Genomic DNA, 26,075 nt, shown 5'->3' with positions numbered 1-26,075 from the left:
GCCGTCAGCATAGGGTGCCCTACAGATGCACCACCGGGCAGGTCAAGGTGCGGGTGATCCCCGGTACCCGCTGCACCTGAGCCACCACCAGCCGGCCCAGGTCGTCCACGGAGGGTGCCTCGGCGCGGACGATGACGTCATAGGGGCCCGTGACATCCTCGGCCTGGATCACCCCCGGTACCTCGGAGATGACATCGGCCACGGCGGACGCCTTGCCCACCTCGGTCTGGATCAGGATGTACGCCTGTACCACAGGTCCTCCACAGCGGCTACGAGGAGCGGGGGCGCTACCGTAGCGCGTCATGACCTGCACCGGGAGATGTCGTCCGGCGCGGATCGCCGCGGACCGACCGCGGCGGCACCGATGAGAGCTGAAGAGAGCTGAGGAGAGCCGAGTGAAGGGCAGTGTGGGGGAGCTGGGGGAGTTCGGGCTGATCCGGGAGCTGACCTCCCGGATCGGCGACACCCCCGCCGTACGTCTCGGCCCCGGCGACGACGCCGCGGTGATCGCCACCCCGGACCGGCGGGTGGTCGCCAGCACCGACATCCTGCTGGAGGGACGGCACTTCCGCCGTGACTGGTCCACCGCCTACGACGTCGGGCGGAAGGCCGCCGCCCAGAATCTCGCCGACATCGCCGCGATGGGCGCCGTGCCCACCGCCGTCCTGCTGGGCCTGGTGGTCCCGGCCGAACTGCCCGTCACCTGGCCCACCGAACTGATGGACGGCATCCGCGACGAATGCCAGGTAGCCGGCGCCGGAGTGGCGGGCGGCGACGTGGTGCGCGGCGACACCATCACCGTGTCCATCACCGCCCTGGGCGATCTGCGCGACCGCGAACCGGTCACCCGCGCCGGAGCGCGGCCCGGCGACCTGCTGGCCGTCACCGGCTGGCTGGGCTGGTCCGCCGCCGGGTTCACGGTGCTCTCCCGGGGCTTCCGCTCCCCGCGCGCGTTCGTCGAGGCCCACCGCCGCCCCGAACCTCCGTACCACGCCGGGCCCGCCGCCGCGGCGCTCGGCGCCACCGCCATGACCGACGTCAGCGACGGCCTGATCGCCGACCTCGGGCACATCGCGCACAGCAGCGGGGTACGGATCGACATCCGCGTCGAGTCGCTCGACGTACCCGCCCAGATGTCCGACATCGGGCACGCGGTGGGCATCGACCCACTGCAATGGGTGCTCACCGGCGGCGAGGACCACGCGATCGTGGCGACGTTCCCCGCCGAGACCAAACTCCCCGCCCGCTGGCGGGTGATCGGCCAGGTGCTGCCGGCCCGCGGCAGCGTACGCCCCCAGGTGACCGTGGACGGTGCCCCCTGGGACCGCGACGGGGGCTGGGACCACTTCGGCTCCGGCGGCTGACTAGGGTCAAGGCCATGACCAGCACCCCGCCCGACGCCGCCCCGCACGCCACCCCGCACGCCGCCCCCGAGCCCGCCCCCGGCGCCGCCCCGGGCTCCGCCGCGCCGCCCCGGGTGCTGACCGTCGCCGGCTCCGACTCCGGCGGCGGCGCCGGCATCCAGGCCGACCTCAAGACCATGCTGGCGCTCGGCACCCACGGCATGAGCGTGCTCACCGCCGTCACCGCGCAGAACTCCCTGGGCGTCCAGGGCTCCTGGCCGCTGCCCGCCGAGGCGATACGCGCCCAGTTCCACTCGGTGGTCGACGACATCGGGGTGCAGGCGGTCAAGACCGGCATGCTCGGCACGGCGGAGACGGTGGAGACCGTCGCCGCGCTGCTGGCCGGCATCGACGTCCCCGTCGTGGTGGACCCGGTGGGCGTCTCCAAACACGGCGACCGGCTGCTGGCCGCCGACGCCCTGCACGCCGTACGCACCGCCCTGCTGCCCGCCGCCACCGTGGTCACCCCGAACCTGGACGAGGTCGCCCAACTCACCGGCGTACGCGTCACCGCCGAGACCGGGCTGCGGGCGGCGGCGGAGGCGGTCCTGGCGTACGGTCCACGCTGGGCGCTGATCAAGGGCGGCCATCTGCCCGGCGGCGACGCCGTCGACCTGCTCACCGACGGCAGCACCGAACACTGGCTGCGCGCCCCCCGGCACCCCAACCGGCACACCCACGGCACCGGATGCACCCTCGCCGCCGCCCTCGCCTGCGAACTGGCCCGTGGCGCCGCGCTGCCCGACGCCGCCCGGGCCGCCAAGGACTACGTCACCGGCGCCATCGCCGCCGGCTTCTCGCTGGGCGCCGGCATCGGCCCCGTCCACCACGGCTACCGCATCTGACCCCGGCGTGCCCGGCGGCCCCCCGCGCGGAAACGCCAAAAAGCCGGCCCACCACGGAGGTGGACCGGCTCACCGGCTTACGAGCGGACCGCGGCCGAACGCGTCAGCGCGCGACCTTGCCCGCCTTGATGCACGAGGTGCAGGCGTTCAGGCGCTTCGGCGTCCCATTGATCACGGCACGCACCCGCTGAATGTTGGGGTTCCAACGGCGGGGGGTGCGGCGGTGCGAGTGGGAGATGCTGTTACCGAAGCCCGGCCCCTTGCCGCAGACGTCGCAGTTGGCAGCCACGGGTCACTCCAAAGACAGGTCAGCCCCGCATACGCGGAGTGACAGAAACTAATGTGGGATCCCGGGGCCAGGACCCTCGGGGGATGTGCCCGGCGATGGAATAACACCCGTACCGAGCAACCGCAGCAGCATACCCCGGGGCTTCCCGAACGGAGAAATCAGCCCTGGTCCGCATAAGCTGCACCCCGCCGCCCGCCAAGGAGAGAGCCGAGGTCACCACCGTGCCGCAACCGCTGGACGCCGACGCGGTACGGCGCTGGTGCCGGATCGCGCTGGACACCCTGGGCCGGGACCGCGCGGAGATCGACGCCATCAACGTCTTCCCCGTCCCGGACGCGGACACGGGCACCAATCTCTATCTCACGATGGAATCCGCCGACCGCGCCCTGACCGACGACGCCGCGGCCGGCGCCCCCGGCCCCGACGCCGCGGGGGACCTTGCGTACACCGTACGCACCATGGCCCGTGGCGCGCTGATCGGCGCCCGTGGCAACTCCGGCACCATCCTCGCCCAGCTGCTGCGCGGCATGGCCCAGGAACTCGCCGCCGCGCCCGGCCCCGACGCCGGCCCCGAGCACCTGCGCCGCGCGCTGCGCCGCGCCGCCACCCTGGCCTACGAAGCGGTCAGCCATCCGGTCGAGGGCACCATGCTCACCGTCGCGTCCGCCGCCGCCGACGCCGCCGAGCGCGCCGCCGGACAGCACGCCGCCCACATCGCCGCCGCCGCCTGCGCCGGGGCCCGCGCCGCGCTCGCCGCCACCCCCGGCCAACTGGACGTCCTGGCCCGCGCCCACGTCGTGGACGCCGGCGGTTCCGGCCTGGTCACCGTGCTGGACGCGCTGGACGCCGCACTGTCCGGGCGGGCCCCCGACACCCTGCCGCACCACGGCCTCGGCCGCCCGGCCGGCCACCGGCACGGCGCGCCGGGCGACGCCGCGGGCCCCGCCGAGCACTGCACCGGCGGCGGCTACGAGGTGATCTATCTGCTGAACGCCGAGGACGCCGCCGTCCCCGCCCTGCGCCGCGCCCTGGACGCCCTCGGCGACTCCCTGGTCATCGTCGGCGGCGAGGGCCTGTGGAACGTCCATGTGCACACCGACCGGCCGGGCCCCGCCGTCGAAGCGGGCATCGAGGCCGGCCGCCCCCACCGGATCCGGATCACCCAGCTGACCACCGCCACCCCCGCCCGCCCCGGAGCACCCGACCGCGCGGTGGTCTGCGTCATGCCCGGCGACGGCCTGGCCGCCCTGTGCACCGAGGCCGGCGCCACCGCCCTGACCGTACGCCCCGGTACGGCGCCGGCCAGCGGCGAGCTGGCCGCGGCCATCGACCGCGCCGGATCCCGGGAGATCGTGCTGCTGCCCAACGACGGCACCCTGTGGCATGCCTCGGCCGCCGCCGCCGAACAGGCCCGCGAACGCGGCATCCGGGTCGCCGTCATCCCCACCCGCTCCCCGGTGCAGGGCCTGGCCGCACTCGCCGTGCACGTCGCCGAACGCCGCTTCGACGAAGACGTGGTCGCCATGACCTCCGCCGCCGGGGCCACCCGGTTCGGCGAGGTCACCGTCGCCGAACGCGAGTCCTGGACCACCGTGGGCATCTGCCAGGCCGGCGACGTCCTCGGCCTGATCGACGGCGACGTCGCGGTGATCGGCGCCAGGACCGAGGACGTCGCCGCCGACCTCCTCGCCCGGATGCTCTCCGCCGGCGGCGAACTCGTCACCCTGGTGCTCGGCGAACACGCCCCCGCCCCGCTCGCGGACCGGCTGGAACGCCAGGTACGCCGCGGCCACCTCGGCGTGGACACCGTCGTCTACCGGGGCCGGCAGGCCACCCCGCTGCTGATCGGCGTCGAGTAGCGGCGTACCCCGGCGACGCCGGGCCTCACCGCGCGGCCACCCGCCGCCCTGTCGGCCCCATGGTGTGCAATGGGCACCGTGACCGCGCTGTCTGAACCCCTCGCCAAGGTCGTCGGCGGCACCACCGCCAAGGTGATGGCCGACCACCTCGACCTGCGTACGGTCGGCGACCTGCTGCACCACTACCCGCGCCGCTACGCCGAGCGCGGCGAGCTGACCCGGCTCGCCGAACTGCCGCTGGACGAGCATGTGACCGTCGTCGCCGAGATCGCCGACGCCCGCAGCCACACCTTCAACCGGGGCAAGGGCCAGCGGCTGGAGGTCACCCTCACCGACGGCAGCGGACGGCTCCAGCTGGTCTTCTTCGGGCGCGGCGTCCACCACCACAAACGCGAACTGGTCCCCGGCCGCCGGGGCATGTTCGCCGGCAAGGTCTCCGTCTTCAACCGCAAGCTCCAGCTGGCCCACCCCGCCTATGAACTGCTGGACACCGAGGAGAGCGGGGACGCCGGCGCCGCCGCCCGGGAGTTCGCCGGCCGGCTGCTCCCCCTCTACCCGGCCTGCAAGCAACTGGAGTCCTGGAAGCTCGCCAAGGCCGTCGCCCTGGTGCTCGACTCGCTGTCCGCCGCCGGCTGGGCCGGCCTGATCGACCCGCTGCCTGCCGCGCTGCGCCGCGACCGCGGTCTGATCGAACTGCCCGAGGCGTTCGAGAAGGTGCACCGCCCCCGTACCAAGGCCGACATCGCCGCCGCCACCGCGCGGCTGAAGTGGGACGAGGCGTTCGTCCTCCAGGTCGCGCTCGCCCGCCGCCGGCACAGCGACACCCAACTGCCCGCCACCGCCCGCCGCCCCGCCGCCGACGGGCTGCTGACCGCCTTCGACGCCCGGCTGCCGTTCACCCTCACCGAGGGCCAGCAGACCGTCGGCGCGGAGATCTTCACCGATCTGGCCACCGAGCACCCCATGCACCGGCTGCTCCAGGGCGAGGTCGGCAGCGGCAAGACCCTGGTGGCGCTGCGGGCCATGCTCGCCGTCGCCGACAGCGGTGGCCAGTCCGCGCTGCTGGCGCCCACCGAGGTGCTGGCCCAGCAGCACCACCGCTCCATCACCGAGATGATGGGCGATCTCGCCGAGGGTGGGCTGATCGGCGGCGCCGAGCACGGCACCCGGGTCACCCTTCTCACCGGCTCGATGGGCGCCGCCGCCCGCCGCCGCGCCCTGCTGGAGGCGGTCACCGGCGAGGCCGGCATCGTCATCGGAACCCACGCGCTGATCGAGGACGTGGTGAAGTTCCACGATCTGGGCCTGGTGGTGGTGGACGAACAGCACCGGTTCGGCGTGGAGCAGCGCGACGCGCTGCGCGGCAAGGGCCACCGGCCGCCGCATCTGCTGGTGATGACCGCCACCCCGATCCCGCGCACCGTCGCCATGACCGTCTTCGGCGATCTGGAGACCTCGGTGCTCGACCAGTTGCCGGCCGGCCGCGCCCCGATCGTCAGCCATGTGGTGCCGGCCCGTGACAAGCCGCACTTTCTGACCCGGGCCTGGGAGCGGGTACGGGAGGAGGCGGCGGCCGGCCACCAGATGTATGTGGTGTGCCCGCGGATCGGGGACGAGGACCCGAAGACGGCGCGGACGGCCGGGAAGGCCGGCCGCGAGGACGAGGAGGGCGACGGGAGCGGCGGCGGCGCGGCGGGCGGCGGCGCGGGGGATGGCGGCGCGGCGGGCGGCGGCGCCGACGGCGAGCAGCGTCCGCCGCTGGCGGTGCTGGACGTCGCGGAGCAACTGCGCGCGGGGCCGCTGGCCGGGCTCGGCGTGGCGAGCCTGCACGGCCGGATGACGCCGGATGCCAAGGACGAGGTGATGCGCCGGTTCTCCGGCGGTGACATCCAGGTGCTGGTGGCGACCACGGTGATCGAGGTCGGCGTGAACGTGCCCAACGCCACCGTGATGGTGATCATGGACGCCGACCGGTTCGGTGTCTCCCAGCTGCACCAGCTGCGCGGCCGGGTCGGGCGCGGCGCCGCGGGCGGGCTGTGCCTGCTGGTCAGCGAGGCGCCGGAGGGCAGCCCGGCCCGTTCCCGGCTGGACGCGGTGGCCGGCACCCAGGACGGGTTCGAGCTGTCCCGCATCGACCTCGAACAGCGCCGGGAGGGCGACGTCCTGGGGCAGGCGCAGTCGGGTGGCCGCTCCAGTCTGCGGATGCTGGCGGTCATCGAGGACGAGGAGATCATCGCCGCCGCCCGCGCCGAGGCCACCGCGCTGGTCGCCGCCGACCCCGAGCTCGACGCCGCTCCCGAGCTGCGCGTCGCGCTCGACGCGTTGCTGGACGCCGACCGTGAGGAGTACCTCGACAAGGGCTGACGAGGGGGTGCCCGGAGGCCCCGCGGCCCCGGAAATTGTCAGTGGTGGCTGGGAGAATGGATGCAGTCCGCGCCAATCCATCCGGGATTGCGGGCGGTTGGACCACTGGGGGTTGTCTGATGGCATTCCGCCACATCAATGAACTGCCGCTCGGCGACAAGATCTTCCGCGTCGAGCTGGCCAGCGACGACGACATCACCGTGACCCTGACCCTGACCGGCTGGCGGGAGGCGGCCCCCGGGGCGCCGCTGGCCACCGGCTCGCTGACCATGCCGCTCTCCGACGTGCCCACCCTGCGCATCGCGCTCAACCGCGGGCTGCGCGCCCTGGCGCTGGCGGCCGACGTGGCCGAGCCGATCCCCGACCGGGACATCCTGCGGGAGCTGTTCCCCGGCCACGGCGCACCCTGGATTCCCCAGCACGAGGAGGATCTGACCCAGCGTTTCCACGCCGGCGAGACCATCGCCCGGATCGCCGCGCGGTTCGGCCGTACCCCCGACTCCGTACGCACCAAGCTGCGCGAGCTGGGGCACGACCCGCGCCGCCCCGAGCACTGCCCGCCGGACGGCTGCCTGTCCTGGTCCCGCTACGCCTCGCCGGCCCTGGTGGGGGCCGAGCGGGAGCCGGCGGCGGGGGCCGGTGGATAGCACTCCCGAGCACTGAGACAGCCTGGACACCGCCACCGGGTACTACGGTGGCGGTGTTCAGGTTCGACCCAACACAGCTATTTCATAAGGGAGTTGGTCGCTTTATGGCACGTAGCAAGCATGGTGTGACGCAGCTGAACCGGCGCGGTTTCGTCCTCGGCGCGGGGGCCGCGGCCGTCACCGGCGCCACGGCCCTGGCTCTCACCCGTCCGGCCTTCGCCGCCGCGGGCGAGGGGGTGTCCGCCGCCGCGGCGGGCGGCACGTTCAATCTCTCGGTGGGCGCCGAGCGGTGGATCCGCGAAGAGGCCCTGCACAACGGCACCGTGATGCAGTCCTTCGCCTTCGACGATGTCAACGGCCACATCTACGCGATCCAGCTGATGTCGGGCGGCATCCGGCTCAGCGGCGAGTCCGCCGCCGTCTCCGGCGCGGACCGCGCCGCCCGAGGCGACATGTGCATCACCAAGCTCACGATGGCCGGCGCCAAGCTCGGCCACATGTACGTCCGGGGCTTCGGCCACGGCGTGGCCATCGGCGTCGAGCACGCCGGCGCCAACCCCTGGCTGTGGACCGAGTCCGACGCCAACCCGTCCTCCGGGTACGGCCGGGCCATCAGCCGCTTCCGGTTCGCATCCGGCACGGTGCTCGACAGCGGCTCCTCCTCGCTCGCCAAGATCCGGCCGGTCGCCGGCTCCACCAGCAACCAGGTGTCCATCGACAACCTCAACCAGCTGCTGTTGCTGCGCTACCGGCTCAGCGGTGTGGCCCGCTACCGGCTCATGAACCTCGCCGACGTCAAGGCCGGCCGGTTCACCGCCCGGTACGACGTCCCGCAGGCCGGCGTCTCCGCCTCCGAGGTCTTCCAGGGCTTCGCCGTGCTCGGCGACCACGCCTATCAGATGACCGGCACCGCCTACACCTCCGAGAGCGGCAGCAACCCGCCCTCCGGCCGGGGCAACACCTACCTCACCCGCCTCAACCTGAGCACCGGCACCGTCACCCAGCGCTCGCGCACCGAGGCGGCGTACTCGCTCGGCTTCCGCGAACCCGAAGGCGTGGCCATCCGGCTGAGCAGCCCGCGCCGGCTGTGCATGGGCTTCGCCTCCGGAGCCTCCGGCGCCCGCAGGTTCAGCATCTACTACAAGCCGCAGTAACGCGGGCGGCCGATCAGGTTTCCGCAAAACCCTCCCCGCCTCGCAGCCATGGCATTACGGTGTGTGCGCGCGGGAGAGAAACCAGCCGTCGTACCAGGAGGATCCAGCCATGACCGACCACCCCGAAGCCGGCGCCGCCGCAACGGCGACCGACACCTTCGCGGTGCTGGATGTACGGGTGCCCGCCCCACGTGGGTACCCGGGCGAGGACTCCTCCCGGCACGCACGGCGGCTGCTGGGGCGCGCGGAGAACCCCGACCGGCCGGGCGAGGACATCCTGCGCCTGCTGCTCGGCGCGCGGGGCTACGGCATCGAACGGCTGCCGGAGCCCCGCGCCGCCGCGGCGGGTGAGCGACGCCGCTGGTGCTCGGTCTACGAACACGCCTTTCTCCTCGCCGACGACAGCGAACTGTGCCTCTACGAGCTCGAACACGACCTCACCCCCGACCGCCGCCTGGTCTGCGAGGTCTACCGCGACGAGGTCACCGCCGGCCGCGCCGCCCGCCGCCACGCGAACACCCTCGCCGCGGCAAGCTGACCCCCACCCCGCCGCCACCACGCCGCGCCACCCCGCCGCCACCACGCCGCGCCACCCCGCCGCCACCACGCCGCGCCCCCACCCCGCCGCCACCCCGCGCCGTTCGTACGCCGGGCCGCCCCCGTACGCCTCCCCACGCCCCACCTCGCCGCGCAGCCGCCGCGCCGCCACGTATAGCGTGGTGGCCGACAGCTGACGAACGAGCGCCGCGAAGGACCCTGATGACCCGCGTGATCGCCGGGACCGCCGGCGGGCGGCGGCTGGCCGTACCCCCCGGCGGCGGCACCCGGCCCACCTCCGACCGGGCCCGGGAAGGACTCTTCTCCACGTGGACGGCCCTGTGGGGCCCGCTGCACGGGACCCGGGTGCTCGACCTGTACGCCGGCTCCGGCGCGGTCGGCCTGGAGGCGCTCTCCCGGGGCGCCGCCCACGCGCTGCTCGCCGACTCCGACGCCCGCGCCGCCCGCACCATTCGCGCCAACATCCGCGACCTCGCGCTGCCCGGCGCCGAACTGCGCACCGGCCGCGCCGAGGCCATCGCCTCGGGCCCGGCTCCCGCCGCCCCGTACGACCTGGTCTTCCTCGACCCGCCCTACGCGGTGACCGACGCCGAACTCCACGAGATCCTGCTCACACTCCGCGCGGGAGGCTGGCTCGGCGGCGACGCGCTGGTCACCGTGGAGCGCGGTACCCGGGGCGGCGCCTTCCGGTGGCCGGCCGGCTTCACCGCGCTGCGCTCGCGCCGTTACGGAGAGGGCACGCTCTGGTACGGACAGGTCACCGAAGACGCCGGAGCCGAGCCCCGGACCGCACCCGACACCGACACCGACAGCGACCCGTCATGACCGGAACCCCACCACCGCCAGCCGAGGAGACACCGTTGCGCCGCGCCGTCTGTCCGGGGTCCTTCGACCCCATCACCCATGGCCACCTCGACATCATCGCCCGCGCCTCCAAGCTCTACGACGTGGTCCACGTCGCCGTGATGATCAACAAGTCCAAGCAGGGCCTGTTCACCATCGAGGAACGCATCGAGCTCATCCGCGAGACCACCAGCGACTTCGGCAACATCCGCATCGACGCCTTCCACGGCCTCCTGGTGGACTACTGCAAGCAGCACGACATCCCCGCCATCGTGAAGGGCCTGCGCGCCGTCAGCGACTTCGACTACGAGCTCCAGATGGCGCAGATGAACAACGGCCTCACCGGCGTGGAAACCCTGTTCATCCCCACCAACCCCATCTACAGCTTCCTCTCCTCCAGCCTGGTCAAGGAGGTGGCCACCTGGGGCGGCGACGTCTCCCACCTCGTCCCCGACCCGGTGATGCGCGCCCTGGCGGCCAAACTGGCCTGAGCCCCCGCCGCGCGCCGTTGGCCGTACAGTCAACCCGTGGACGTTACGCAGAAACTGGATGAGATTGTCGACACGGTGCGCAGCGCCAAAGGCATGCCCATGTCGGCGTCCTGTGTGATCCACCGCGGCGACCTGCTCGCCCGGCTGGACGAGGTACGCGACGCACTGCCCGGCTCCCTCGCCCAGGCCCAGGAGGTGCTGGGGGACAGGGAAGCCGTCGTCGCCGACGCCCAGCAGGAGGCCCAGCGCATCGTGCAGGCCGCGCACGCCGAGCGCGGCTCCCTCGTCGACGGCACCGAGATCGTCCAGCGCGCCCAGGCGGAGGCCGCCCAGCTGCTGGAGCGGGCCCGTCAGGAGGCCGACGAGATCAAGGCCGAGGCCGACGACTACGTGGACAGCAAGCTGGCCAACTTCGAGGTCGTCCTGGGCAAGACCATCGGCTCGGTGGAGCGCGGTCGCGACAAGCTGCTGGGCCCCGAGCGGGACCTCGGCGGCGATCTGCCGCAGCAGGCCGACGCCTATGTCGAGACCCAGTTCGCCGCCATCGAGGCGGTCCTGCGCAAGACCCTGGAGGCGGTCGGCCGCGGCCGGCAGAAGCTCACCGGGCACCGCCCCATCGACGAGCTGGCCGAGCACGTCGCCCAGCAGGAGAACGCCGGTACGGTGCGGGACGCCGGCGGGTACTACGGCCAGGACGCCGAGCAGGACACCTACGGTTATCTGGGCATGACCGCGCCGAACGCCGCCGGCGCCGAGGGCGGCGGCGGCTACCCGCAGCCGCCCGCCGAACCCGCCCCGTACGCCGCCCAGGACACCGCCGCCTACGCGCGGGACAGCGGCGGCTACGCCGCGGAGAGCTACGGCCAGGACCCGTACGCCCAGGGCGGCGGCTACGCACCGGACCCGTACGCCGCGAACCAGCCCCGGGCGCAGGACCCCGGCTACGGCTACCAGCAGCCCGCGCCGGCTGCCGCGCCCGGCTACCAGGGCTCGGGCACCCTGGACGAGACCAGTTTCTTCGACACCGGGATGATCGACCCCGAGCAGCTGCGCCGCTACGAGCAGGGCCGCCCCTGAACCCCCGCCGGCGGCCGATTGGGAGGGGCGGCGGCCGTGACGTATGCTGTCTCTTCGGTCGTACCGCATCAGTGATCACGGCTGCCCGCCGGCCCATTTCACCGGGCTGTGCCCCTCATGTCCTGTTCGGCCCCGTAGAAAGCAGAGAGCCCTGAACGCCCCCTTGGACCACCGTGCCCCGCTGGTGTTCGACACCCGCGAGCTGGGGCGGCGTCCTGGTGCGCTCAAGCGGATCACCCGCCAGGTCGCGGCCCCCAAGGGCCTCGGCATCGAGGTGATCGGAGTGCCGCACGGCGCTCCGCTCGAACTGGACCTGCGGCTGGAATCGGTGATGGAGGGCGTGCTGGTGACAGGCACCGCCCGCGCACCGCTGGCGGGGGAGTGCGTAAGGTGTCTTGAGCCGCTGGCCCAGGAGGCCGAGGCGGAGTTCCAGGAGTTGTTCTCCTACCCCGACGCCGGTGACTGGATCCGCTCCGCGGAGCCGGGCGACGACGCCGAGGACGAGGAGCGGCTCTTCCTTGAGGACGACCTGTTCGACCTCGAAGCCGTACTGCGGGACGCGGTGGTGCTGTCGCTGCCACTGCAACCGGTGTGCCGCGAGGACTGCCCGGGTCTGTGTCCCGAATGCGGGGCGCGGCTCGTGGAGGACCCGGAGCACCATCATGACGCTGCCGTCGACATCCGTTGGGCGGCACTGCGGGGTTACGAGCCCGCGGACCACAAGAAGACACCCCGCACCCGCGGGGACGATCCACAGGAGAAGTAGCCGTGGCTGTTCCTAAGCGGAAGATGTCGCGCAGTAACACGCGCCACCGCCGGTCGCAGTGGAAGGCCGCTGCCCCGAACCTGGTGAGCTGCGAGCGCTGCCAGGAGCCGAGGTTGCAGCACATCGCGTGCCCCAACTGCGGCACGTACAACCGCCGTCAGGTCATCGACGTCTGATCGGCGGGTGACAGGCTCCATGTCTCACGCCCATCGGTCCAAGACCCAGGCGTCGGCGGAGGTGGCCTCGTCCCACGCGGTTCTGGAAGGGCGGCTCGGCTATCAGCTGGAGTCCGCCCTTCTGGTGCGTGCGCTCACCCATCGCTCGTACGCGTACGAGAACGGCGGACTGCCCACCAACGAGCGGCTGGAGTTCCTCGGGGACTCGGTACTCGGGGTGATCGTCACCGACACCCTCTACCGCACCTATCCGGAGCTGGCCGAGGGACAGCTGGCCAAGCTGCGGGCGGCCGTCGTCAATGCCCGGGCGCTCGCCGATGTGGCGCGCGGCCTGGATCTGGGGGCGTTCGTCCGGCTGGGGCGGGGCGAGGAGGGGACCGGCGGCCGTAACAAGGCGTCGATCCTCGCCGACACCCTGGAGGCGGTCATCGGCGCGGTCTATCTCGACCGTGGCCTGGCAGCCGCCGACGAGATGGTCCACCGGCTGTTCGACCCGGTGATCGAGCGTTCGGCGAAGCTGGGCGCCGGCCTGGACTGGAAGACCAGCCTTCAAGAGCTGAGCGCCGCGGAAGGGCTCGGCGTACCCGAGTATGTGATCAACGAGGCCGGCCCCGATCACGAGAAGACCTTCACCGCTGCGGCCCGCGTGGGTGGCGAGACCTACGGCACCGGCACCGGCCGCAGCAAGAAGGAAGCGGAGCAACAGGCGGCGGAGACGGCCTGGCGGGCGATCCACGCGGCGGCGGAACACCGCGGCGGCGGGGAGGGCCCGGCGGCGCAGGGGCGGTCCGTTGCCTGAGCTGCCGGAGGTCGAGGTCGTACGGCGTGGCCTGGACCGCTGGGTCAGCGGTCGGGTCATCGCCTCGGTCAGCACGCTGCATCCCCGGGCGATCCGCCGTCACGAGCGGGGCGCCGAGGACTTCGCGGCGCGGCTGGCCGGGGCGAAGGTGGCCGCGGCGCGGCGGCGTGGCAAGTATCTGTGGCTGCCGCTGGCGGACGGTGAGCTGGCCGTGCTGGCCCATCTGGGCATGAGCGGGCAGCTGTTGATCCAGCCGGCGGCGGCGCCCGACGAGCGCCATCTGCGGATCCGGATCACCTTCACCGACCCGGGCGAGGGGGAGCTGCGGTTCGTCGACCAGCGCACCTTCGGCGGGCTGTCGCTGCACCCGGTGACGGCGGACGGGCTGCCGGACGCGATCGCGCACATCGCCCGCGATCCCCTCGACCCGGCCTTCGACGAGGACGCCTTCCACGCGGCGCTGCGCCGGCGGCGTACCACCGTCAAGCGGGCATTGCTGGACCAGTCGCTGATCAGCGGGGTCGGCAACATCTACGCGGACGAGGCGCTGTGGCGTACCCGGCTGCACTACGAGCGGGCCACGGCGACGCTGACCCGGCCGCGGACGGCGGAGCTGGTCACCCACATCCGTGAGGTGATGAACGAGGCGCTCGCACAGGGCGGCACCAGCTTCGACAGCCTGTATGTCAATGTGAACGGCGAGTCGGGGTACTTCGACCGCTCGCTGGACGCGTACGGGCGCGAGGACGAGCCGTGCCGCCGGTGCGGTACGCCGATTCGGCGCCGCCCGTGGATGAACCGCTCCAGCTACTTCTGCCCGCGCTGCCAGCGCGGTCCCGCGTCAGCCGGCTGACGCGGGAGCAGGTCCGTTTCCGGGCCCGGTCAGTAGCCGAAGTTCTGGGTCCACCAGGGGCCGCCGTCGCCCAGGTACACGCCGACGCCGAGCGTGGTGAAGTCGCAGTTGAGGATGTTGGCGCGGTGACCCTCGCTGTTCATCCACGAGTCCATGACGGCCTGCGCGTCCTGCTGGCCGCGGGCTATGTTCTCGCCGCCCATGTTCGATATGCCGGCCGCCTGGGCGCGGTCCCAGGGGGTACGGCCGTCGGGGTCGGTGTGCGAGAAGTAGCCGCGCTGGGCCATGTCCCGGCTGAAGTCGGTGGCCAGCGTGGTGAGCGCGGCGTCGCGGACCAGGGGCCGGCAGCCGGCCTGGGCGCGTTCCTGATTCACCAGGCGCAGTACGGCGTCGGCCGCGGCGACAGCCGCGTCCTGGGTGGGGGAGGGCTCGGGTTCGGGCGCTGGAGCGCTCTGGGAGGGCGCCGGAGCCTGGGTGGTCGGCGCGGGCTCCTGGGTCTGGGGCGGCGCCGAGGGGCTGGGCTGCTCGGTGGTGGCCTCGGCGGAGGGCTCGGGCGAGGGTTCCTCGGCCTCCGGCTCGCTCTCGGTGGCCTCCTGGGTGGGGGAGGGCTCCGGCGTGGTGGTACGGCCCTGACCGCGGCTGGCGGCGTCCTCGCGCTCCTCGGCGGCGGCGCCGCGCTCCAGTGTGGGGGAGGCGGAGGGGGAGCCGAGGATCAGCCGTTCCTCGGAGGGGCCCGGGCGGGCCTGCACGTCGTCGGAGTCGGTCAGGGTGAAGCGGTCCGCCATCCCGGGCAGCAGGCCGGAGCCCACGGCCATGGCGCCCACGGTGAGCGCGGCGGAGGCGCCCAGCAGCCCGGCGCGGGCGGGGCTCTTTCGGCGATGCGCGCCCCGGTGTCCGTCCTCGTCGCGCGGGGCGGGAAGGGGCGGCGGGGTGTGCACGGAGCGGCGATGGCGACCCATCGGTGGCACCGTCCTCGTCAACTCGACAACTGAAAGATCACTCGATTGAGTGGTTGTTATTGCGGCGTGACTTTACGCCATCGTGAGCGCGGTGTGGCTGCCCTGTGTGCGGATGGCCGGATAGCGTGCGTCACATGAATGAGCCCACGCCTCACGAATCCGCCCCGTCCCAGCCCGTCCGGATGACGGTGTGGGTACGCGGCCATGTGCAGGGCGTGGGGTTCCGCTGGTACACCCGGGCGCAGGCACTCGCCATCGGTGAGCTGCGCGGATTCGCCTCAAACCTTGCCGACGGCCGGGTCCAGATCGTGGCCGAGGGACCCCGCGAACGCTGCGAGCGGCTGCTGCGCTGGACCAGGGACGGCGACACGCCCGGCCGGGTGGACGGCGTCACCGAGATTTGGGACACACCCCGGGGCGGCTACCCGGACTTCGCCATCCGCTGATCGGGTGATCGACACGCAACGCGTCCGGGACCGGAAAGTGGTTGCCAACCCCGCTCCCACGTGCAAGGCTGCCAACCGATCACCCGTCGGTGACCCCGCCGGCGCCCCCATGCGGCGCCCCCGGCACCCGGCGGTGTCCGGTCTTCGCAGGCCCGGCACCCCCGGCGATACGCGGTGTGATCGTGTTGACCGTCCCACTTTTTGGTGAGACTCTGAAATCCCCGCGCATCTCAGCTATGTGGCCTTGAGAACAGGGTGCCGAGCACCCATCGCGGACGTTATCCCTCACGACCTACCACGGCTTCGGTCGGTCACTCAGTGTGGAGGACCATCCATCATGGCAAAGGCGCTTCTCGGTCACATCGGCGGCTCAGACCCCCGAGTCCTTGCCGAGATGCGACGGCTTCAGCAGCGCGTACAGGACCTGGAGACGCAGCTTCTGCGGGTCCAGGCGGAGAACGACGCGCTGGCCGCCGCCACTCGGCACAGCGACCCGGTGCTCGACGGCATCGATGTGCACCAGGCGGAGCCCGCTCTGACCTGACCTCAAGGACGAGGACAGGGCACCACGGCTCACTCACCGCCTGCGGAGTATGCGAGGGACGCTTCGGCGTCCCTTCGTCATGTCCGGACCACCTCTGCTGCTCTGCTCCGGTCCCCTCGGCTCGGCGCCTTCCGGCCTACGGACCGCGTTGGCTCAACTACTGATGTGCCCCCCATCCCCCGCGTCGAAACGGCCAATCCGTGAAGGCCGGGGAGTAAAGTCCGACGGCGTGCACCTCAAGAGCCTGACCCTGCGCGGCTTCAAGTCCTTCGCCTCGGCCACCACGCTGCGCTTCGAACCCGGCATCACCTGCGTGGTGGGCCCCAACGGGTCGGGCAAATCCAATGTGGTGGACGCCCTGACCTGGGTCATGGGGGAGCAGGGCGCCAAATCGCTGCGCGGCGGAAAGATGGAGGACGTCATCTTCGCCGGCACCACCGGCCGGCCGCCGCTGGGCCGCGCCGAGGTGTCCCTCACCATCGACAACGCGGACGGCGCGCTGCCCATCGACTACGCCGAAGTCACCATCACCCGCATCATGTTCCGCAACGGTGGCAGCGAATACCAGATCAACGGCGACACCTGCCGGCTGCTGGACGTCCAGGACCTGCTCTCCGACTCCGGTATCGGCCGCGAGATGCACGTCATCGTCGGCCAGGGCCAGCTCGACTCCGTGCTGCACGCCGACCCCGCCGGGCGCCGCGCCTTCATCGAGGAGGCGGCGGGAGTCCTCAAACACCGCAAGCGCAAGGAGAAGGCGCTGCGCAAGCTGGACGCGATGCAGGCCAACTTCGCCCGGGTCCAGGACCTCACCGACGAACTGCGTCGCCAGCTCAAGCCGCTGGGCCGACAGGCCGCCGTCGCCCGTCGCGCCGCCGTGATCCAGGCCGACCTGCGCGACGCCCGGCTGCGGCTGCTCGCGGACGAGCTGATGACCCAGCGCGGCGCGCTGGCCATCGAGATCGCCGACGAGAGTGCGCTCAAGGAACGCAAGGAGACGGCCGAGCAGCGGCTGCGCGAGGCGGCGCGGGCCGAGACCGCGCTGGAGGAAGAGGTACGGGCCCTGGCACCTCGGCTCCAGGACGCCCAGCAGACCTGGTACGCACTTTCCCAGCTGGCCGAACGCGTACGCGGTACGCAGTCCCTGGCCGAGGCCCGGATCGCCAGCGCCGGCAGCGGGCAGCCCGAGGAACGCCGCGGACGCGACCCCGAGGACATGGCGCGCGAGGCCGCCCGGATGAGGGAGCAGGAGGCCGAACTCGAAGCGGCCCTGGAGGCGGCGGGCCGGGCCCTGGAAGACACCGTGGAGCACCGCGCCGCACTGGAACGGGACCTGGCCACCGAGGAACGCAGGCTGCGGGACGCCGCCCGCGCCGTCGCCGACCGCCGCGAGGGACTGGCCCGGCTGCACGGCCAGGCCGCCGCCGCCCGCAGCCGGGCGGGCGCCGCGCAGGCCGAGATCGACCGGCTCACCGCCGCCCACCAGGAGGCGGTCCACCGCGCGGAGACCGCGCATCGCGCACACGAGACGCTGGGGGGCGAGGTCCGGGCGCTGGAAGCGGGGGACAGCGAACTCGCCGCCGAGCACGAGCGGGCCAGGGCCCACCTCACCGCTGCGGAGGCCACCCTCGGCGCCGCCCGGGACGCCCTGACCACGGCCGAACGCGAACGAGCCGCCCTCGACGCGCGCCACGAGGCGCTGGCACTCGGCCTGCGCCGCAAGGACGGGTCCGGCGCGCTGCTGGCCGCGGCCGGAACGCTCGGCGGCGTACTGGGCCAGGCCGCCGAACTGCTCACCGTCACCCCCGGCTTCGAAATCCCGGTCGCCGCCGCCCTCGGCGCCGCCGCCGACGCGATCGCGGTCGACGGCCCCACCACGGCCGTCGCAGCCCTGAAACACCTCCGCACCGCCGACGCCGGCCGCGCCGCCCTCCTGCTCAGCACGCCGAGCGCGGCCCCCTGCGGCGACGCCCCGGTGACCGCCACTCCCGCCCCAGCCACGGCGCCGCCGACCGCCGCCCCGGGAACCGGCGCCTTCGCAGCACGCCCCGCCCCCGCCGGCAAGCCGGAACAACCCCACGCCGCACGTACCACCTCCACCCCCGAACATCCCCGATCCGAGGCCACGACACCACCCTCGCCCGGATGGGCTGCCACTCCGCCTCCGGCAGGTGCTTCCGCGGGGGCGGGAGTGGGGGCGGTGGCCCGATCGGCTGTACCCGGGCAAGGGATGACTTCGCACGCCGCGCCATCCGTCGGCGGCGCTGCCACTGCCCCGGCGCCGGAGCCGGCGGAGGCCCGGGCGGGTGTGTCCGGTTCGGTCTTCACCCATCCGGACGCCGCCCCAGGGCGCCCGTCCGGCGCCGCGAACGCCGCCGCGGAGGACAGCAGACCCGATGTTCCGGCCGACGCGCAGGCGCGTGGCGGAGTGCTTCCCGGCGCACGATCGGCGGAGGGCGCGGGGGCCGGCCCCGGCGTGCCCGCCGCGCGCGGCGCGCAGGGTATCGCCGCGGGCGCGGCGCACGCCGCCGCCGATCTCGTCAGCGGTCCCACGGAGATCCTGGAGGCCGTCCGCTGGTTGCTGCGGGACATGGTCGTGGTCCCCGGCCTCGACGAGGCCGCGGCGCTGCTCGCCGCGGACGGCGACCTCACCGCCGTCACCGCCGAAGGCGATGTGCTGGGGCGGTGCTTCGCCCAGGGCGGTTCGGCCGGCGCCCCCAGCCTGCTGGAGGTCCAGGCATCGGTCGACGACGCCGCCGCCCGGCTGCGTGAGGTGGAGATCCGGTGCGAGGAACTGACCCGCTCCCGGGAGGCGGCCGGGACGGAGCACCGGGACCGGGCCGCCGAGGCCGAGAGACTGGGCCGGCGGTTGTCCGCCGCCGAGCGGGAGCGATCCCGCATCGGCCAGGACCTGGGCCGTCTGGCCGGCGCCGCACGCGCCGCCGCCGGTGAGGCCGAACGCTCGGCCGCCGCCGTGGACCGGGCCCGCGACGCACTGGAGACCGCCACCGGGCAGGCCGAGGAACTGGCCGAACGACTGGCCGTCGCCGAGGACGCGGCCGGGAACGACGAGGACCCCGACACCACCGCACGGGACCGGCTCGCCGCCGACGGTGCCAACGCCCGGCAGACCGAGATGGAGGCCCGGCTCCAGGTCCGCACCCACGAGGAGCGGGTCAAGGCGCTGGCCGGCCGCGCGGACGCCCTGGACCGCGGCGCCCGTGCCGAGCGCGACGCCCGGGCCCGCGCTGAGCAGCGGCGCGCCCGGCTGCGCCACGAGACGGTCGTCGCCACCGCCGTGGCCCACGGCGCCGCCCAACTCCTTGCCCATGTGAAGGCATCGCTCACCCACGCCGAGCAGGACCGCGCCGCCGCCGAGACGGCCCGCACGGCCAAGGAGAGCGATCTGTCCGCCGCCCGCGCCGCCGGCCGGGACCTGAAAGCAGAACTCGACAAGCTGACCGACTCCGTACACCGGGGCGAGGTGCTCGGCGCCGAGAAGCGGCTGCGGATCCGGCAACTGGAGGAACGGGCGCTGGAGGAGCTGGGCGTCGAGCCGGAGGCCCTGCTCGCGGAGTACGGACCGGACCAGCCCGTACCGCCCTCCCCGCCCGCCGAGGGCGAGACACTGTCCGAGGATCCCGCGGACCCCCGAAACCAGCCCCGGGCCTTCCACCGAGGCGAGCAGGAGAAACGTCTGAAGGCGGCCGAGCGCGCGTACAAGCAACTGGGCAAGGTCAACCCGCTGGCGCTGGAGGAGTTCGCGGCCCTGGAGGAGCGCCATCAGTTCCTCAGCGAGCAACTGGAGGACCTGAAGAAGACCAGGACCGAGCTGCTGGGGCTGATCAAAGAGGTCGACGAGCGCGTCCAGCAGGTGTTCACGGACGCGTTCCACGACACGGCGCGGGAGTTCGAAGGGGTGTTCTCGCGGCTGTTCCCGGGCGGCGACGGCCGGCTCGTCCTCACCGACCCGTCCGACATGCTGACCACCGGCGTGGAGGTGGAGGCCCGGCCGCCGGGCAAGAAGGTGAAGCGGCTCTCCCTGCTCTCCGGCGGCGAGCGCTCGCTGACGGCGGTGGCGCTGCTGGTGTCGATCTTCAAGGCGCGCCCCAGCCCGTTCTATGTGATGGACGAGGTGGAGGCGGCACTGGACGACACGAACCTCCAGCGGCTGATCCGCATCATGCGCGAGCTGCGGGACAGCTCCCAGCTGATCGTGATCACCCACCAGAAGCGCACCATGGAGGTCGCCGACGCGCTGTACGGCGTGTCGATGCAGGGCGACGGCGTCTCCAAGGTCATCAGTCAGCGGCTCGGCTGACCTGCGCCGATCCCTCCCCGGGTGGCCAGGACGGCGCGGGTGTGCGGCACTGGTTTGCGACAGCGTCGTTCGTGGCCGACGGTGGCGTACCCCCATCGGCCGGGCACCGGGAAAGACACGCCGTGACCAGTACCGCCAGGACGGACCCCCACCAGGCCCCGCGGGGCCGCCCGCCGCAGCTGACCTTCGTGGTGTTCATCGCCGCCACCGCCGCGATGGGCGGCTTTCTCTTCGGCTACGACTCCGCCGTCATCAACGGCGCGGTGGAAGGCATCAGGGGCAGATTCGATGTCGCCTCCGGCACGCTGGGCACCGTCGTCGCCATCGCGCTGCTCGGCGCGGCGCTCGGCGCCATGGTCGCGGGGCGGCTGGCGGACCGGATCGGCCGGATCAGGGTGATGCAACTGGCCGCCGTGCTGTTCTTCGTCAGCGGCCTCGGTTCGATGCTGCCGTTCGCGGTGTGGGACCTGGCGTGCTGGCGGGTGCTGGGCGGCGTCGCCATCGGGATGGCGTCGGTGATCGCGCCCGCGTACATCGCGGAGGTCTCCCCGGCCCGCTACCGGGGCCGGCTCGCCTCTTTCCAGCAGGCGGCCATCGTGCTGGGCATCGCGATCTCCCAGCTGGTGAACTGGGGCGTGGTCAACCTGGCCTCCGGCGACCAGCGCGGTCACCTGCTGGGTCTTGAGGCGTGGCAGATCATGCTGGGCATCGAGGTGGTGCCGGCGCTGGTGTACGGGCTGCTGTCGCTGCGCATCCCCGAGTCGCCGCGCTATCTGATCCTGCGCGGGCGCACCGATGAAGCGAAGCGGGTGCTGGCCGAGGTGGAGGCGCGGGGCACCGACCTGGATGCCCGGGTCGTCGAGATCACCGCCGGAATCCACGGCGAGCACAAGTCCCGGTGGCGGGATCTGCTCGGCGGGCGGTTCGGGCTGCTGCCGATCGTCTGGATCGGCGTCGGACTGTCCGTCTTCCAGCAATTGGTCGGCATCAATGTCATTTTCTATTACTCGAACTCGCTGTGGCAGTCGGTCGGCATCAACCCCGACACGTCGTTCTTCTACTCCTTCACGACCTCCATCATCAACATCATCGGCACGGTGATCGCGATGCTGTTCGTCGACCGGATCGGCCGCAAGCCGCTGGCCCTGATCGGCTCGGTGGGGATGGCGGCGTCGCTCGGCGTCGCGGCGTGGGCGTTCTCCTTCCGCACCGGCACCGGGGACAACATCCACATGCCGCACACGCAGGGCACGGTGGCGCTGATCGCGGCGCACAGCTTCGTGCTCTTCTTCGCGCTGTCGTGGGGCGTGGTGGTGTGGGTGCTGCTGGGTGAGATGTTCCCCGGGCGGGTACGGGCCGCCGCGCTCGGCGTGGCGGCGTCCGCGCAGTGGGTGGCCAATTTCGCCATCAGCCAGAGTTTTCCGAGCCTGTCGGAGTGGAACCTGTCCGGTGCGTACGTCATGTACACGGTCTTCGCCGTGCTGTCGATCCCCTTCGTCTGGGCCTGCGTCCCGGAGACGAAGGGGAAGACGCTGGAGGAGATGGGCTGAGTCCCGCGCCCGTGGCGCGGGCTGTCGGCGATACTGAGTCGCGTTATGGAAACCGTGATTCTCGCCGTAGTCATCGCTCTGGTCGCCCTCGCCGCGATCTCGGGGCTGGTCGTCGGCAGCCGCCGCAAGAAGGCGCTGCCCCGGACGAAGGAGGAGGGCACCGGGGCCGACGCTGCCGGTACCGGCGCAGCGGCCGGTACGGGCACCGCTACCGCGCCGCCCGCCGAGCCCCATCTGGGGGACGAGCCACAGCCCGCCGCGACGGACGAGGCCCGGCGCACGGTCGAGGACGTGGCGCTGCCGCCCGTCGCCCCGCCGCCCCCCGCGCCGCCGCTGGAGACTCCGGAGCCCACCGCCGGCCGCCTCGTGCGGCTGCGGGCCAGGCTCTCCCGCTCCCAGTCCACCCTGGGCCAGGGCCTGCTCAGCCTGCTCTCCCGGGAGCGCCTGGACGAGGACACCTGGGAGGAGATCGAGGACATCCTGCTGACGGCGGACGTCGGCGTGGCGCCCACCCAGGAGCTGGTGGAGCGGTTGCGCGAGCGCGTCCGGGTGCTGGGCACCCGCACCCCCGAGGAACTGCGCGCGCTGCTGCGGGAGGAACTGCTCGCGGTGGTCGGCCCGGAGCTGGACCGCGCGGTGCACACCGAGGGCGGCGTGTCGGTGGAGGGCGAGGAGCGGCCCGCCGTGGTGCTGGTGGTCGGCGTCAACGGCACCGGCAAGACCACCACCACCGGCAAGCTCGCCCGGGTGCTGGTCGCGGACGGCAAGTCGGTGGTGCTCGGCGCCGCCGACACCTTCCGCGCCGCCGCCGCCGAGCAGCTGAGCACCTGGGGGGAGCGGGTGGGCGCCCGTACGGTGCGGGGCCCGGAGGGCGGCGACCCCGCGTCGGTGGCCTTCGACGCCGTCAAGGAGGGCATCGCGGAGGGCGCCGACGTGGTGCTGGTGGACACCGCGGGCCGGCTGCACACCAAGACCGGTCTGATGGACGAGCTGGGCAAGGTCAAGCGGGTGGTGGAGAAGCAGGGCCCGGTCAACGAGGTGCTGCTGGTCCTGGACGCCACCACCGGACAGAACGGGCTGGTGCAGGCGCGGGTCTTCGCCGAGGTCGTCGACATCACCGGGATCGCCCTGACCAAGCTCGACGGCACCGCCAAGGGCGGCATCGTGATCGCCGTGCAGCGGGAGCTGGGCGTGCCGGTGAAACTGGTGGGTCTCGGCGAGGGCGCGGACGATCTGGCGCCGTTCGAGCCGGAGGCGTTCGTGGACGCGCTGATCGGCTGAGGAGCGCCGGGGCATTGCGCCGGCCGGTCCCGCCCGCGCGGCGGGTCAGCCGGCGGCGCGGTGGCAGACGTACGCCAGCGCGCCGACCAGCAGCCGGGCCGGCGGCGGCGCGGCGCTCTCCAGGTCCGGCGCCCGCAGCCAGCGCACCGGGCCCAGGCCGCCGTGCTCGCACGGCGGCGCCGTGATGTGGCCGCCTGGCCCCAGGCAGCGCAGCTGGGGCAGCGCGTCGTCCCAGCCCATCCGGTACAGCAGTTGGGGCAGCTCGGCGGCGGCGCCTGGGGCGACGAAGAACCAGATCCGGCCGTGCGGGGCCTCGGCGACCGGCCCCAGCGGCAGCCCGATGCGCTCCAGGCGCAGCAGTGCGCGGCGGCCCGGCCCGCGCGGCACCTCGATCACATCGAAGCCGCGCCCGGTGGGCAGCAGCACCGTGGCGCCGGGGGTACGGTCCCAGTCCGCCAGGGCCTGCCGCAGCGGGGTGCCGGCGGAGATGGTGAGGGCGGGGCTGAGCGGATGGGCGCCGGGGGCGGCGCAGTCGGCGCGTCCGCAGGAGCAATCGGGGCGGCCGGGTCCGGGCCCGCGCCGGGCGGCCCGCGCACCGGGGGCCACGTCCCAGCCCCACAGACCGGTGTACTCGGCGACCGCCATCCGGATGGGGGTGCGGATCAGCCGTCGCGGGAGCCGACCCGTCAGCCGCAGCTCCCGGATCTCCCGCAGTCCGTCGATCGTGAAGCCCATGCACTCTCCAACGGGTCCGGTATACCGATAGTGACGATCGTCGGGGTGGACACCGGGGGGAGCACGCTCGCCGTAGTGCGCCCCCGTTGTGCTTCCTTCCGCCTGAGGCCGAACATCTCCGTACCAGTGAAGCGTCCACGCTGGGCAATAGGTTCAATCGGAGGGGTGGCGAATGGTGGCGATTGGCCACTGCCCTCTCAGCGCGTCGGTGATCATAGGATTACTTTCGGTAGATTCATAGACAGGATGTCAGCAGACGGCGCGCCGGATCGGTATGGCGAGGCGACGGCCATCGGCCCGCGCGGGATGCGGGCCGGGATGGGGGCGTAACTGTGGGCACTGAGGGCGGCACCTCCGCGAAGGTCCCCAACGAGCGGCTCACCTCCTGGTTCCAGCGCAGCGGCTGGTCCAAGGGTGAGCTGGCCCGTCAGGTCAACCGGCGGGCCAGGGAACTGGGGGCGCACCACATCAGCACCGACACCTCGCGGGTGCGTCGCTGGCTGGACGGTGAGCAGCCGCGCGAGCCCATACCGCGGATTCTGTCCGAGCTGTTCTCCGAACGGTTCGGCTGCGTGGTCGGCATCGAGGACCTCGGACTGCGCTCCGCACGCCAGTCCGCCGCCGTCTCCGGCATTGATCTGCCGTGGGCCGGCCAGCAGACCGTGGCGCTGATCAACGAGTTCTCCCGCAGTGACCTGATGCTGGGGCGGCGTGGCTTTCTGGGCACCTCGCTGTCCATGTCGGCGGGACCCGCGCTGATAGAGCCCATGCAGCGCTGGCTGGTGCCCACCTCCGCCGAAGGGCCGTCCCCGGGCGTGGGCGCCGGCGGCGTCGCGAGCGGCGGCGGTGCGCGGATCATCGCGCTGCCCACCCCCGCCGGAGCCGAGGGACGCCGCAGAAACGGTCTGTCGGTGCCCGAACTGGAGCTGCTGGAGAGCACCACGGCCGAATTCCGGGCCTGGGACGCACAGTGCGGCGGCGGACTGCGTCGCAAGGCGGTCGTCGGCCAGTTGCACGAGGTCACTGATCTGCTCCACGAGTCGCACCCCGAGCCGGTCCGCAGACGGCTGTTCCGGATCACCGCCGAACTGTCCGAGCTGGCCGGCTGGATGAGCTACGACATCGGCCTGCAGCCCACCGCGCAGAAGTACTTCGTCCTGGCGCTGCACGCCGCCAAGGAGTCGGGGGACCGGCCGCTGGGAGCGTTCATCCTGTCCCAGATGAGCCGGCAGATGATTCACCTGGGCCGCGCCGAGGACGCCCTGGAACTGATCCACCTCGCGCAGTACGGCAGCCGGGAGGGCGCAACCGCCCGTACCCAGGCGATGCTCCACGCGATCGAGGCCCGCGCGTACGCCACGATGGGGGCCCCGCCCAAGTGCCACCGCGCGGCGCGCGCCGCCGAGGAGGCGTTCGCGGAGGCCGGCCCCGCCGCCCAGGAGCCTCCGTGGATCCGCTTCTTCTCCGAGGCCGAGCTGAAGTCGGAGACGGCGCACTCCTACCGGGATCTCGCGTACGTCGCCGGGCGCAGCCCCAGATATGTCTCCCTCGCCCGCCCTGCGATGGAACGGGCGGTGCAGTTGTTCGCCCAGGAGTGCGAGGGCAACGACAGCGGCGGCCACCAGCGGTCGTATGCACTCAACCTGATCGGCATGGCCTCCGTACATCTGCTGGAACGCGATCCGGAGGCCGCCGCCGGGCGGGCCGAGCAAGCCATCGTGCTGGCCAGGAGACTGCGTTCGGAGCGGGTCAACACCCGGCTGCGCAAGACCTCCGCCAACGCCCTGCGGGACTTCGGCGAAGTGTCCGCCGTACGAGGTCTGACCGAGCGGCTGACCACGGAACTCCCGGAAAGCGAGGCGGTACGGGCCTGCTGAGCCCGCCGGTCACGCCTCCTTGATCCCCGGCCGCGGTGGCCGTCCCGGGCAACCCGGCAGGGCTCACCCTGTCGCGTCACCCCGGGCGGAGCACCGCGGCCGGTTCGCTGTCCGCACTCCGGGAGGACAGTGCCGCACACCGTAGTACGGGCGTGGTGGAGGCCGGCTCCATTTCATCTCTGCTTAACATGCGGCTACTCATCGTCACTCCCGTGAAACATGGGCGGCCATCACCGGA

24 protein-coding genes are annotated in these 26,075 nt (G+C 72.9%); 20 read left to right on the top strand and 4 right to left on the bottom strand.

Going from position 1 to position 26,075, the window contains the following annotated elements; genetic code table 11:
- Positions 1-19: 19 nt before the first annotated feature.
- Positions 20-253, bottom strand: a complete 234-nt coding sequence (locus tag AC5WRL_RS24535; protein ID WP_496090827.1) for an Lrp/AsnC family transcriptional regulator — start codon at positions 251-253, stop codon at positions 20-22.
- Between the two features lie 142 nt (positions 254-395).
- Between AC5WRL_RS24535 and AC5WRL_RS24530 the strand changes: the two genes are divergently transcribed.
- Both AC5WRL_RS24530 and thiD read left to right on the top strand, forming a co-directional pair.
- Positions 396-1,364 carry a thiamine-phosphate kinase gene (locus AC5WRL_RS24530; protein ID WP_496090826.1) on the top strand — a complete coding sequence of 323 codons (969 nt, stop codon included), beginning with the start codon at positions 396-398 and terminating at the stop codon, positions 1,362-1,364.
- A gap of 14 nt (positions 1,365-1,378) precedes the next feature.
- Complete coding sequence (gene thiD / locus AC5WRL_RS24525; RefSeq protein ID WP_496090825.1) at positions 1,379-2,248, top strand: bifunctional hydroxymethylpyrimidine kinase/phosphomethylpyrimidine kinase; 870 nt, start codon at positions 1,379-1,381, stop codon at positions 2,246-2,248.
- Positions 2,249-2,351: 103 nt separating this feature from the next.
- Here thiD and rpmB read toward each other — a convergent pair whose 3' ends face one another.
- Complete coding sequence (gene rpmB / locus AC5WRL_RS24520) at positions 2,352-2,537, bottom strand: 50S ribosomal protein L28 (protein ID WP_078576355.1); 186 nt, start codon at positions 2,535-2,537, stop codon at positions 2,352-2,354.
- A gap of 221 nt (positions 2,538-2,758) precedes the next feature.
- Here rpmB and AC5WRL_RS24515 point away from each other — a divergent pair, with 221 nt between their 5' ends.
- The 12 genes from AC5WRL_RS24515 to mutM all read left to right on the top strand — a co-directional run bounded on the left by AC5WRL_RS24515 (position 2,759) and on the right by mutM (position 14,124).
- Positions 2,759-4,396, top strand: a complete 1,638-nt coding sequence (locus AC5WRL_RS24515) for a DAK2 domain-containing protein (protein ID WP_496090824.1) — start codon at positions 2,759-2,761, stop codon at positions 4,394-4,396.
- Between the two features lie 69 nt (positions 4,397-4,465).
- Entirely contained in the window at positions 4,466-6,760 is a 2,295-nt protein-coding gene (gene recG / locus AC5WRL_RS24510; RefSeq protein WP_496090823.1) for an ATP-dependent DNA helicase RecG, read from the top strand.
- Between the two features lie 119 nt (positions 6,761-6,879).
- On the top strand, positions 6,880-7,407 hold the full coding sequence (locus AC5WRL_RS24505; protein WP_496090822.1) for a wHTH domain-containing protein: 528 nt from the start codon (positions 6,880-6,882) through the stop codon (positions 7,405-7,407).
- A 125-nt stretch (positions 7,408-7,532) separates the two neighbouring features.
- Entirely contained in the window at positions 7,533-8,561 is a 1,029-nt protein-coding gene (locus tag AC5WRL_RS24500; RefSeq protein ID WP_496090821.1) for a phage baseplate protein, read from the top strand.
- A 109-nt stretch (positions 8,562-8,670) separates the two neighbouring features.
- Positions 8,671-9,099 (top strand): DUF6227 family protein, encoded by a 429-nt coding sequence (locus AC5WRL_RS24495; protein WP_496090820.1) that lies wholly within the window; start codon positions 8,671-8,673, stop codon positions 9,097-9,099.
- Between the two features lie 221 nt (positions 9,100-9,320).
- The gene (gene rsmD / locus AC5WRL_RS24490; RefSeq protein ID WP_496090819.1) at positions 9,321-9,944 is read left to right on the top strand and encodes a 16S rRNA (guanine(966)-N(2))-methyltransferase RsmD; all 624 of its coding nucleotides are present in this window, start codon (positions 9,321-9,323) and stop codon (positions 9,942-9,944) included.
- 35 nt (positions 9,945-9,979) lie between these two features.
- Positions 9,980-10,453 carry a pantetheine-phosphate adenylyltransferase gene (coaD, locus tag AC5WRL_RS24485; RefSeq protein ID WP_496090850.1) on the top strand — a complete coding sequence of 158 codons (474 nt, stop codon included), beginning with the start codon at positions 9,980-9,982 and terminating at the stop codon, positions 10,451-10,453.
- A 36-nt stretch (positions 10,454-10,489) separates the two neighbouring features.
- Positions 10,490-11,530: a F0F1 ATP synthase subunit B gene (locus tag AC5WRL_RS24480; RefSeq protein WP_496090818.1), complete on the top strand. Its 1,041-nt coding sequence runs from the start codon at positions 10,490-10,492 to the stop codon at positions 11,528-11,530.
- A gap of 184 nt (positions 11,531-11,714) precedes the next feature.
- Entirely contained in the window at positions 11,715-12,296 is a 582-nt protein-coding gene (locus AC5WRL_RS24475; protein WP_496090817.1) for a YceD family protein, read from the top strand.
- Between the two features lie 2 nt (positions 12,297-12,298).
- Complete coding sequence (gene rpmF, locus AC5WRL_RS24470; protein WP_026047730.1) at positions 12,299-12,472, top strand: 50S ribosomal protein L32; 174 nt, start codon at positions 12,299-12,301, stop codon at positions 12,470-12,472.
- 19 nt (positions 12,473-12,491) lie between these two features.
- A complete protein-coding gene (gene rnc / locus AC5WRL_RS24465) occupies positions 12,492-13,271 on the top strand; it encodes a ribonuclease III (RefSeq protein ID WP_496090816.1) in 780 nt (259 codons plus the stop codon).
- Positions 13,264-14,124, top strand: coding sequence for a bifunctional DNA-formamidopyrimidine glycosylase/DNA-(apurinic or apyrimidinic site) lyase (gene mutM, locus AC5WRL_RS24460; protein ID WP_496090815.1), 861 nt, complete (start codon positions 13,264-13,266; stop codon positions 14,122-14,124). The genes rnc and mutM overlap by 8 nt, the downstream gene beginning before the upstream one ends.
- Before the next feature lie 29 nt (positions 14,125-14,153).
- Here the strand turns inward: mutM and AC5WRL_RS24455 are convergent, their stop codons facing one another.
- Positions 14,154-15,083 (bottom strand): CAP domain-containing protein, encoded by a 930-nt coding sequence (locus tag AC5WRL_RS24455; protein ID WP_496090814.1) that lies wholly within the window; start codon positions 15,081-15,083, stop codon positions 14,154-14,156.
- 134 nt (positions 15,084-15,217) lie between these two features.
- Here AC5WRL_RS24455 and AC5WRL_RS24450 point away from each other — a divergent pair, with 134 nt between their 5' ends.
- From AC5WRL_RS24450 to ftsY, 5 genes are all read left to right on the top strand, one after another.
- Entirely contained in the window at positions 15,218-15,529 is a 312-nt protein-coding gene (locus AC5WRL_RS24450; RefSeq protein ID WP_496090813.1) for an acylphosphatase, read from the top strand.
- 337 nt (positions 15,530-15,866) lie between these two features.
- Positions 15,867-16,073, top strand: coding sequence for a hypothetical protein (locus AC5WRL_RS24445; protein WP_496090812.1), 207 nt, complete (start codon positions 15,867-15,869; stop codon positions 16,071-16,073).
- Between the two features lie 229 nt (positions 16,074-16,302).
- Positions 16,303-20,394 carry an AAA family ATPase gene (locus AC5WRL_RS24440; RefSeq protein ID WP_496090811.1) on the top strand — a complete coding sequence of 1,364 codons (4,092 nt, stop codon included), beginning with the start codon at positions 16,303-16,305 and terminating at the stop codon, positions 20,392-20,394.
- A gap of 122 nt (positions 20,395-20,516) precedes the next feature.
- Positions 20,517-21,944 (top strand): sugar porter family MFS transporter, encoded by a 1,428-nt coding sequence (locus tag AC5WRL_RS24435; RefSeq protein WP_496090810.1) that lies wholly within the window; start codon positions 20,517-20,519, stop codon positions 21,942-21,944.
- 45 nt (positions 21,945-21,989) lie between these two features.
- Complete coding sequence (ftsY, locus tag AC5WRL_RS24430) at positions 21,990-23,225, top strand: signal recognition particle-docking protein FtsY (protein ID WP_496090809.1); 1,236 nt, start codon at positions 21,990-21,992, stop codon at positions 23,223-23,225.
- Between the two features lie 45 nt (positions 23,226-23,270).
- On the opposite strand, the gene AC5WRL_RS24425 is transcribed toward ftsY, so the two are convergent.
- Positions 23,271-23,960 carry a bifunctional DNA primase/polymerase gene (locus AC5WRL_RS24425; protein ID WP_496090808.1) on the bottom strand — a complete coding sequence of 230 codons (690 nt, stop codon included), beginning with the start codon at positions 23,958-23,960 and terminating at the stop codon, positions 23,271-23,273.
- 332 nt (positions 23,961-24,292) lie between these two features.
- Here AC5WRL_RS24425 and nsdA point away from each other — a divergent pair, with 332 nt between their 5' ends.
- On the top strand, positions 24,293-25,837 hold the full coding sequence (nsdA, locus tag AC5WRL_RS24420) for a transcriptional repressor NsdA (RefSeq protein ID WP_496090807.1): 1,545 nt from the start codon (positions 24,293-24,295) through the stop codon (positions 25,835-25,837).
- The last annotated feature ends 238 nt before the right edge of the window (positions 25,838-26,075 follow it).

The organism is Streptomyces sp. NTD107 (assembly GCF_059510435.1).
Note: the sequence above shows the minus strand (reverse complement) of the source record. Positions and strands in the feature narration are given on the sequence as shown.

Bases quoted from the DNA above. Each gene is read 5' to 3' on its own strand.
- thiD (WP_496090825.1), top strand. From the start codon at position 1,379: ATGACCAGCACCCCGCCCGACGCCGCCCCGCACGCCACCCCGCACGCC.
- recG (WP_496090823.1), top strand. From the start codon at position 4,466: ATGGGCACCGTGACCGCGCTGTCTGAACCCCTCGCCAAGGTCGTCGGC.
- AC5WRL_RS24505 (WP_496090822.1), top strand. From the start codon at position 6,880: ATGGCATTCCGCCACATCAATGAACTGCCGCTCGGCGACAAGATCTTC.
- AC5WRL_RS24495 (WP_496090820.1), top strand. From the start codon at position 8,671: ATGACCGACCACCCCGAAGCCGGCGCCGCCGCAACGGCGACCGACACC.
- rsmD (WP_496090819.1), top strand. From the start codon at position 9,321: ATGACCCGCGTGATCGCCGGGACCGCCGGCGGGCGGCGGCTGGCCGTA.
- rnc (WP_496090816.1), top strand. From the start codon at position 12,492: ATGTCTCACGCCCATCGGTCCAAGACCCAGGCGTCGGCGGAGGTGGCC.
- AC5WRL_RS24455 (WP_496090814.1), bottom strand. From the start codon at position 15,083: ATGGGTCGCCATCGCCGCTCCGTGCACACCCCGCCGCCCCTTCCCGCC.
- AC5WRL_RS24450 (WP_496090813.1), top strand. From the start codon at position 15,218: ATGAATGAGCCCACGCCTCACGAATCCGCCCCGTCCCAGCCCGTCCGG.
- AC5WRL_RS24445 (WP_496090812.1), top strand. From the start codon at position 15,867: ATGGCAAAGGCGCTTCTCGGTCACATCGGCGGCTCAGACCCCCGAGTC.
- ftsY (WP_496090809.1), top strand. From the start codon at position 21,990: ATGGAAACCGTGATTCTCGCCGTAGTCATCGCTCTGGTCGCCCTCGCC.
- AC5WRL_RS24425 (WP_496090808.1), bottom strand. From the start codon at position 23,960: ATGGGCTTCACGATCGACGGACTGCGGGAGATCCGGGAGCTGCGGCTG.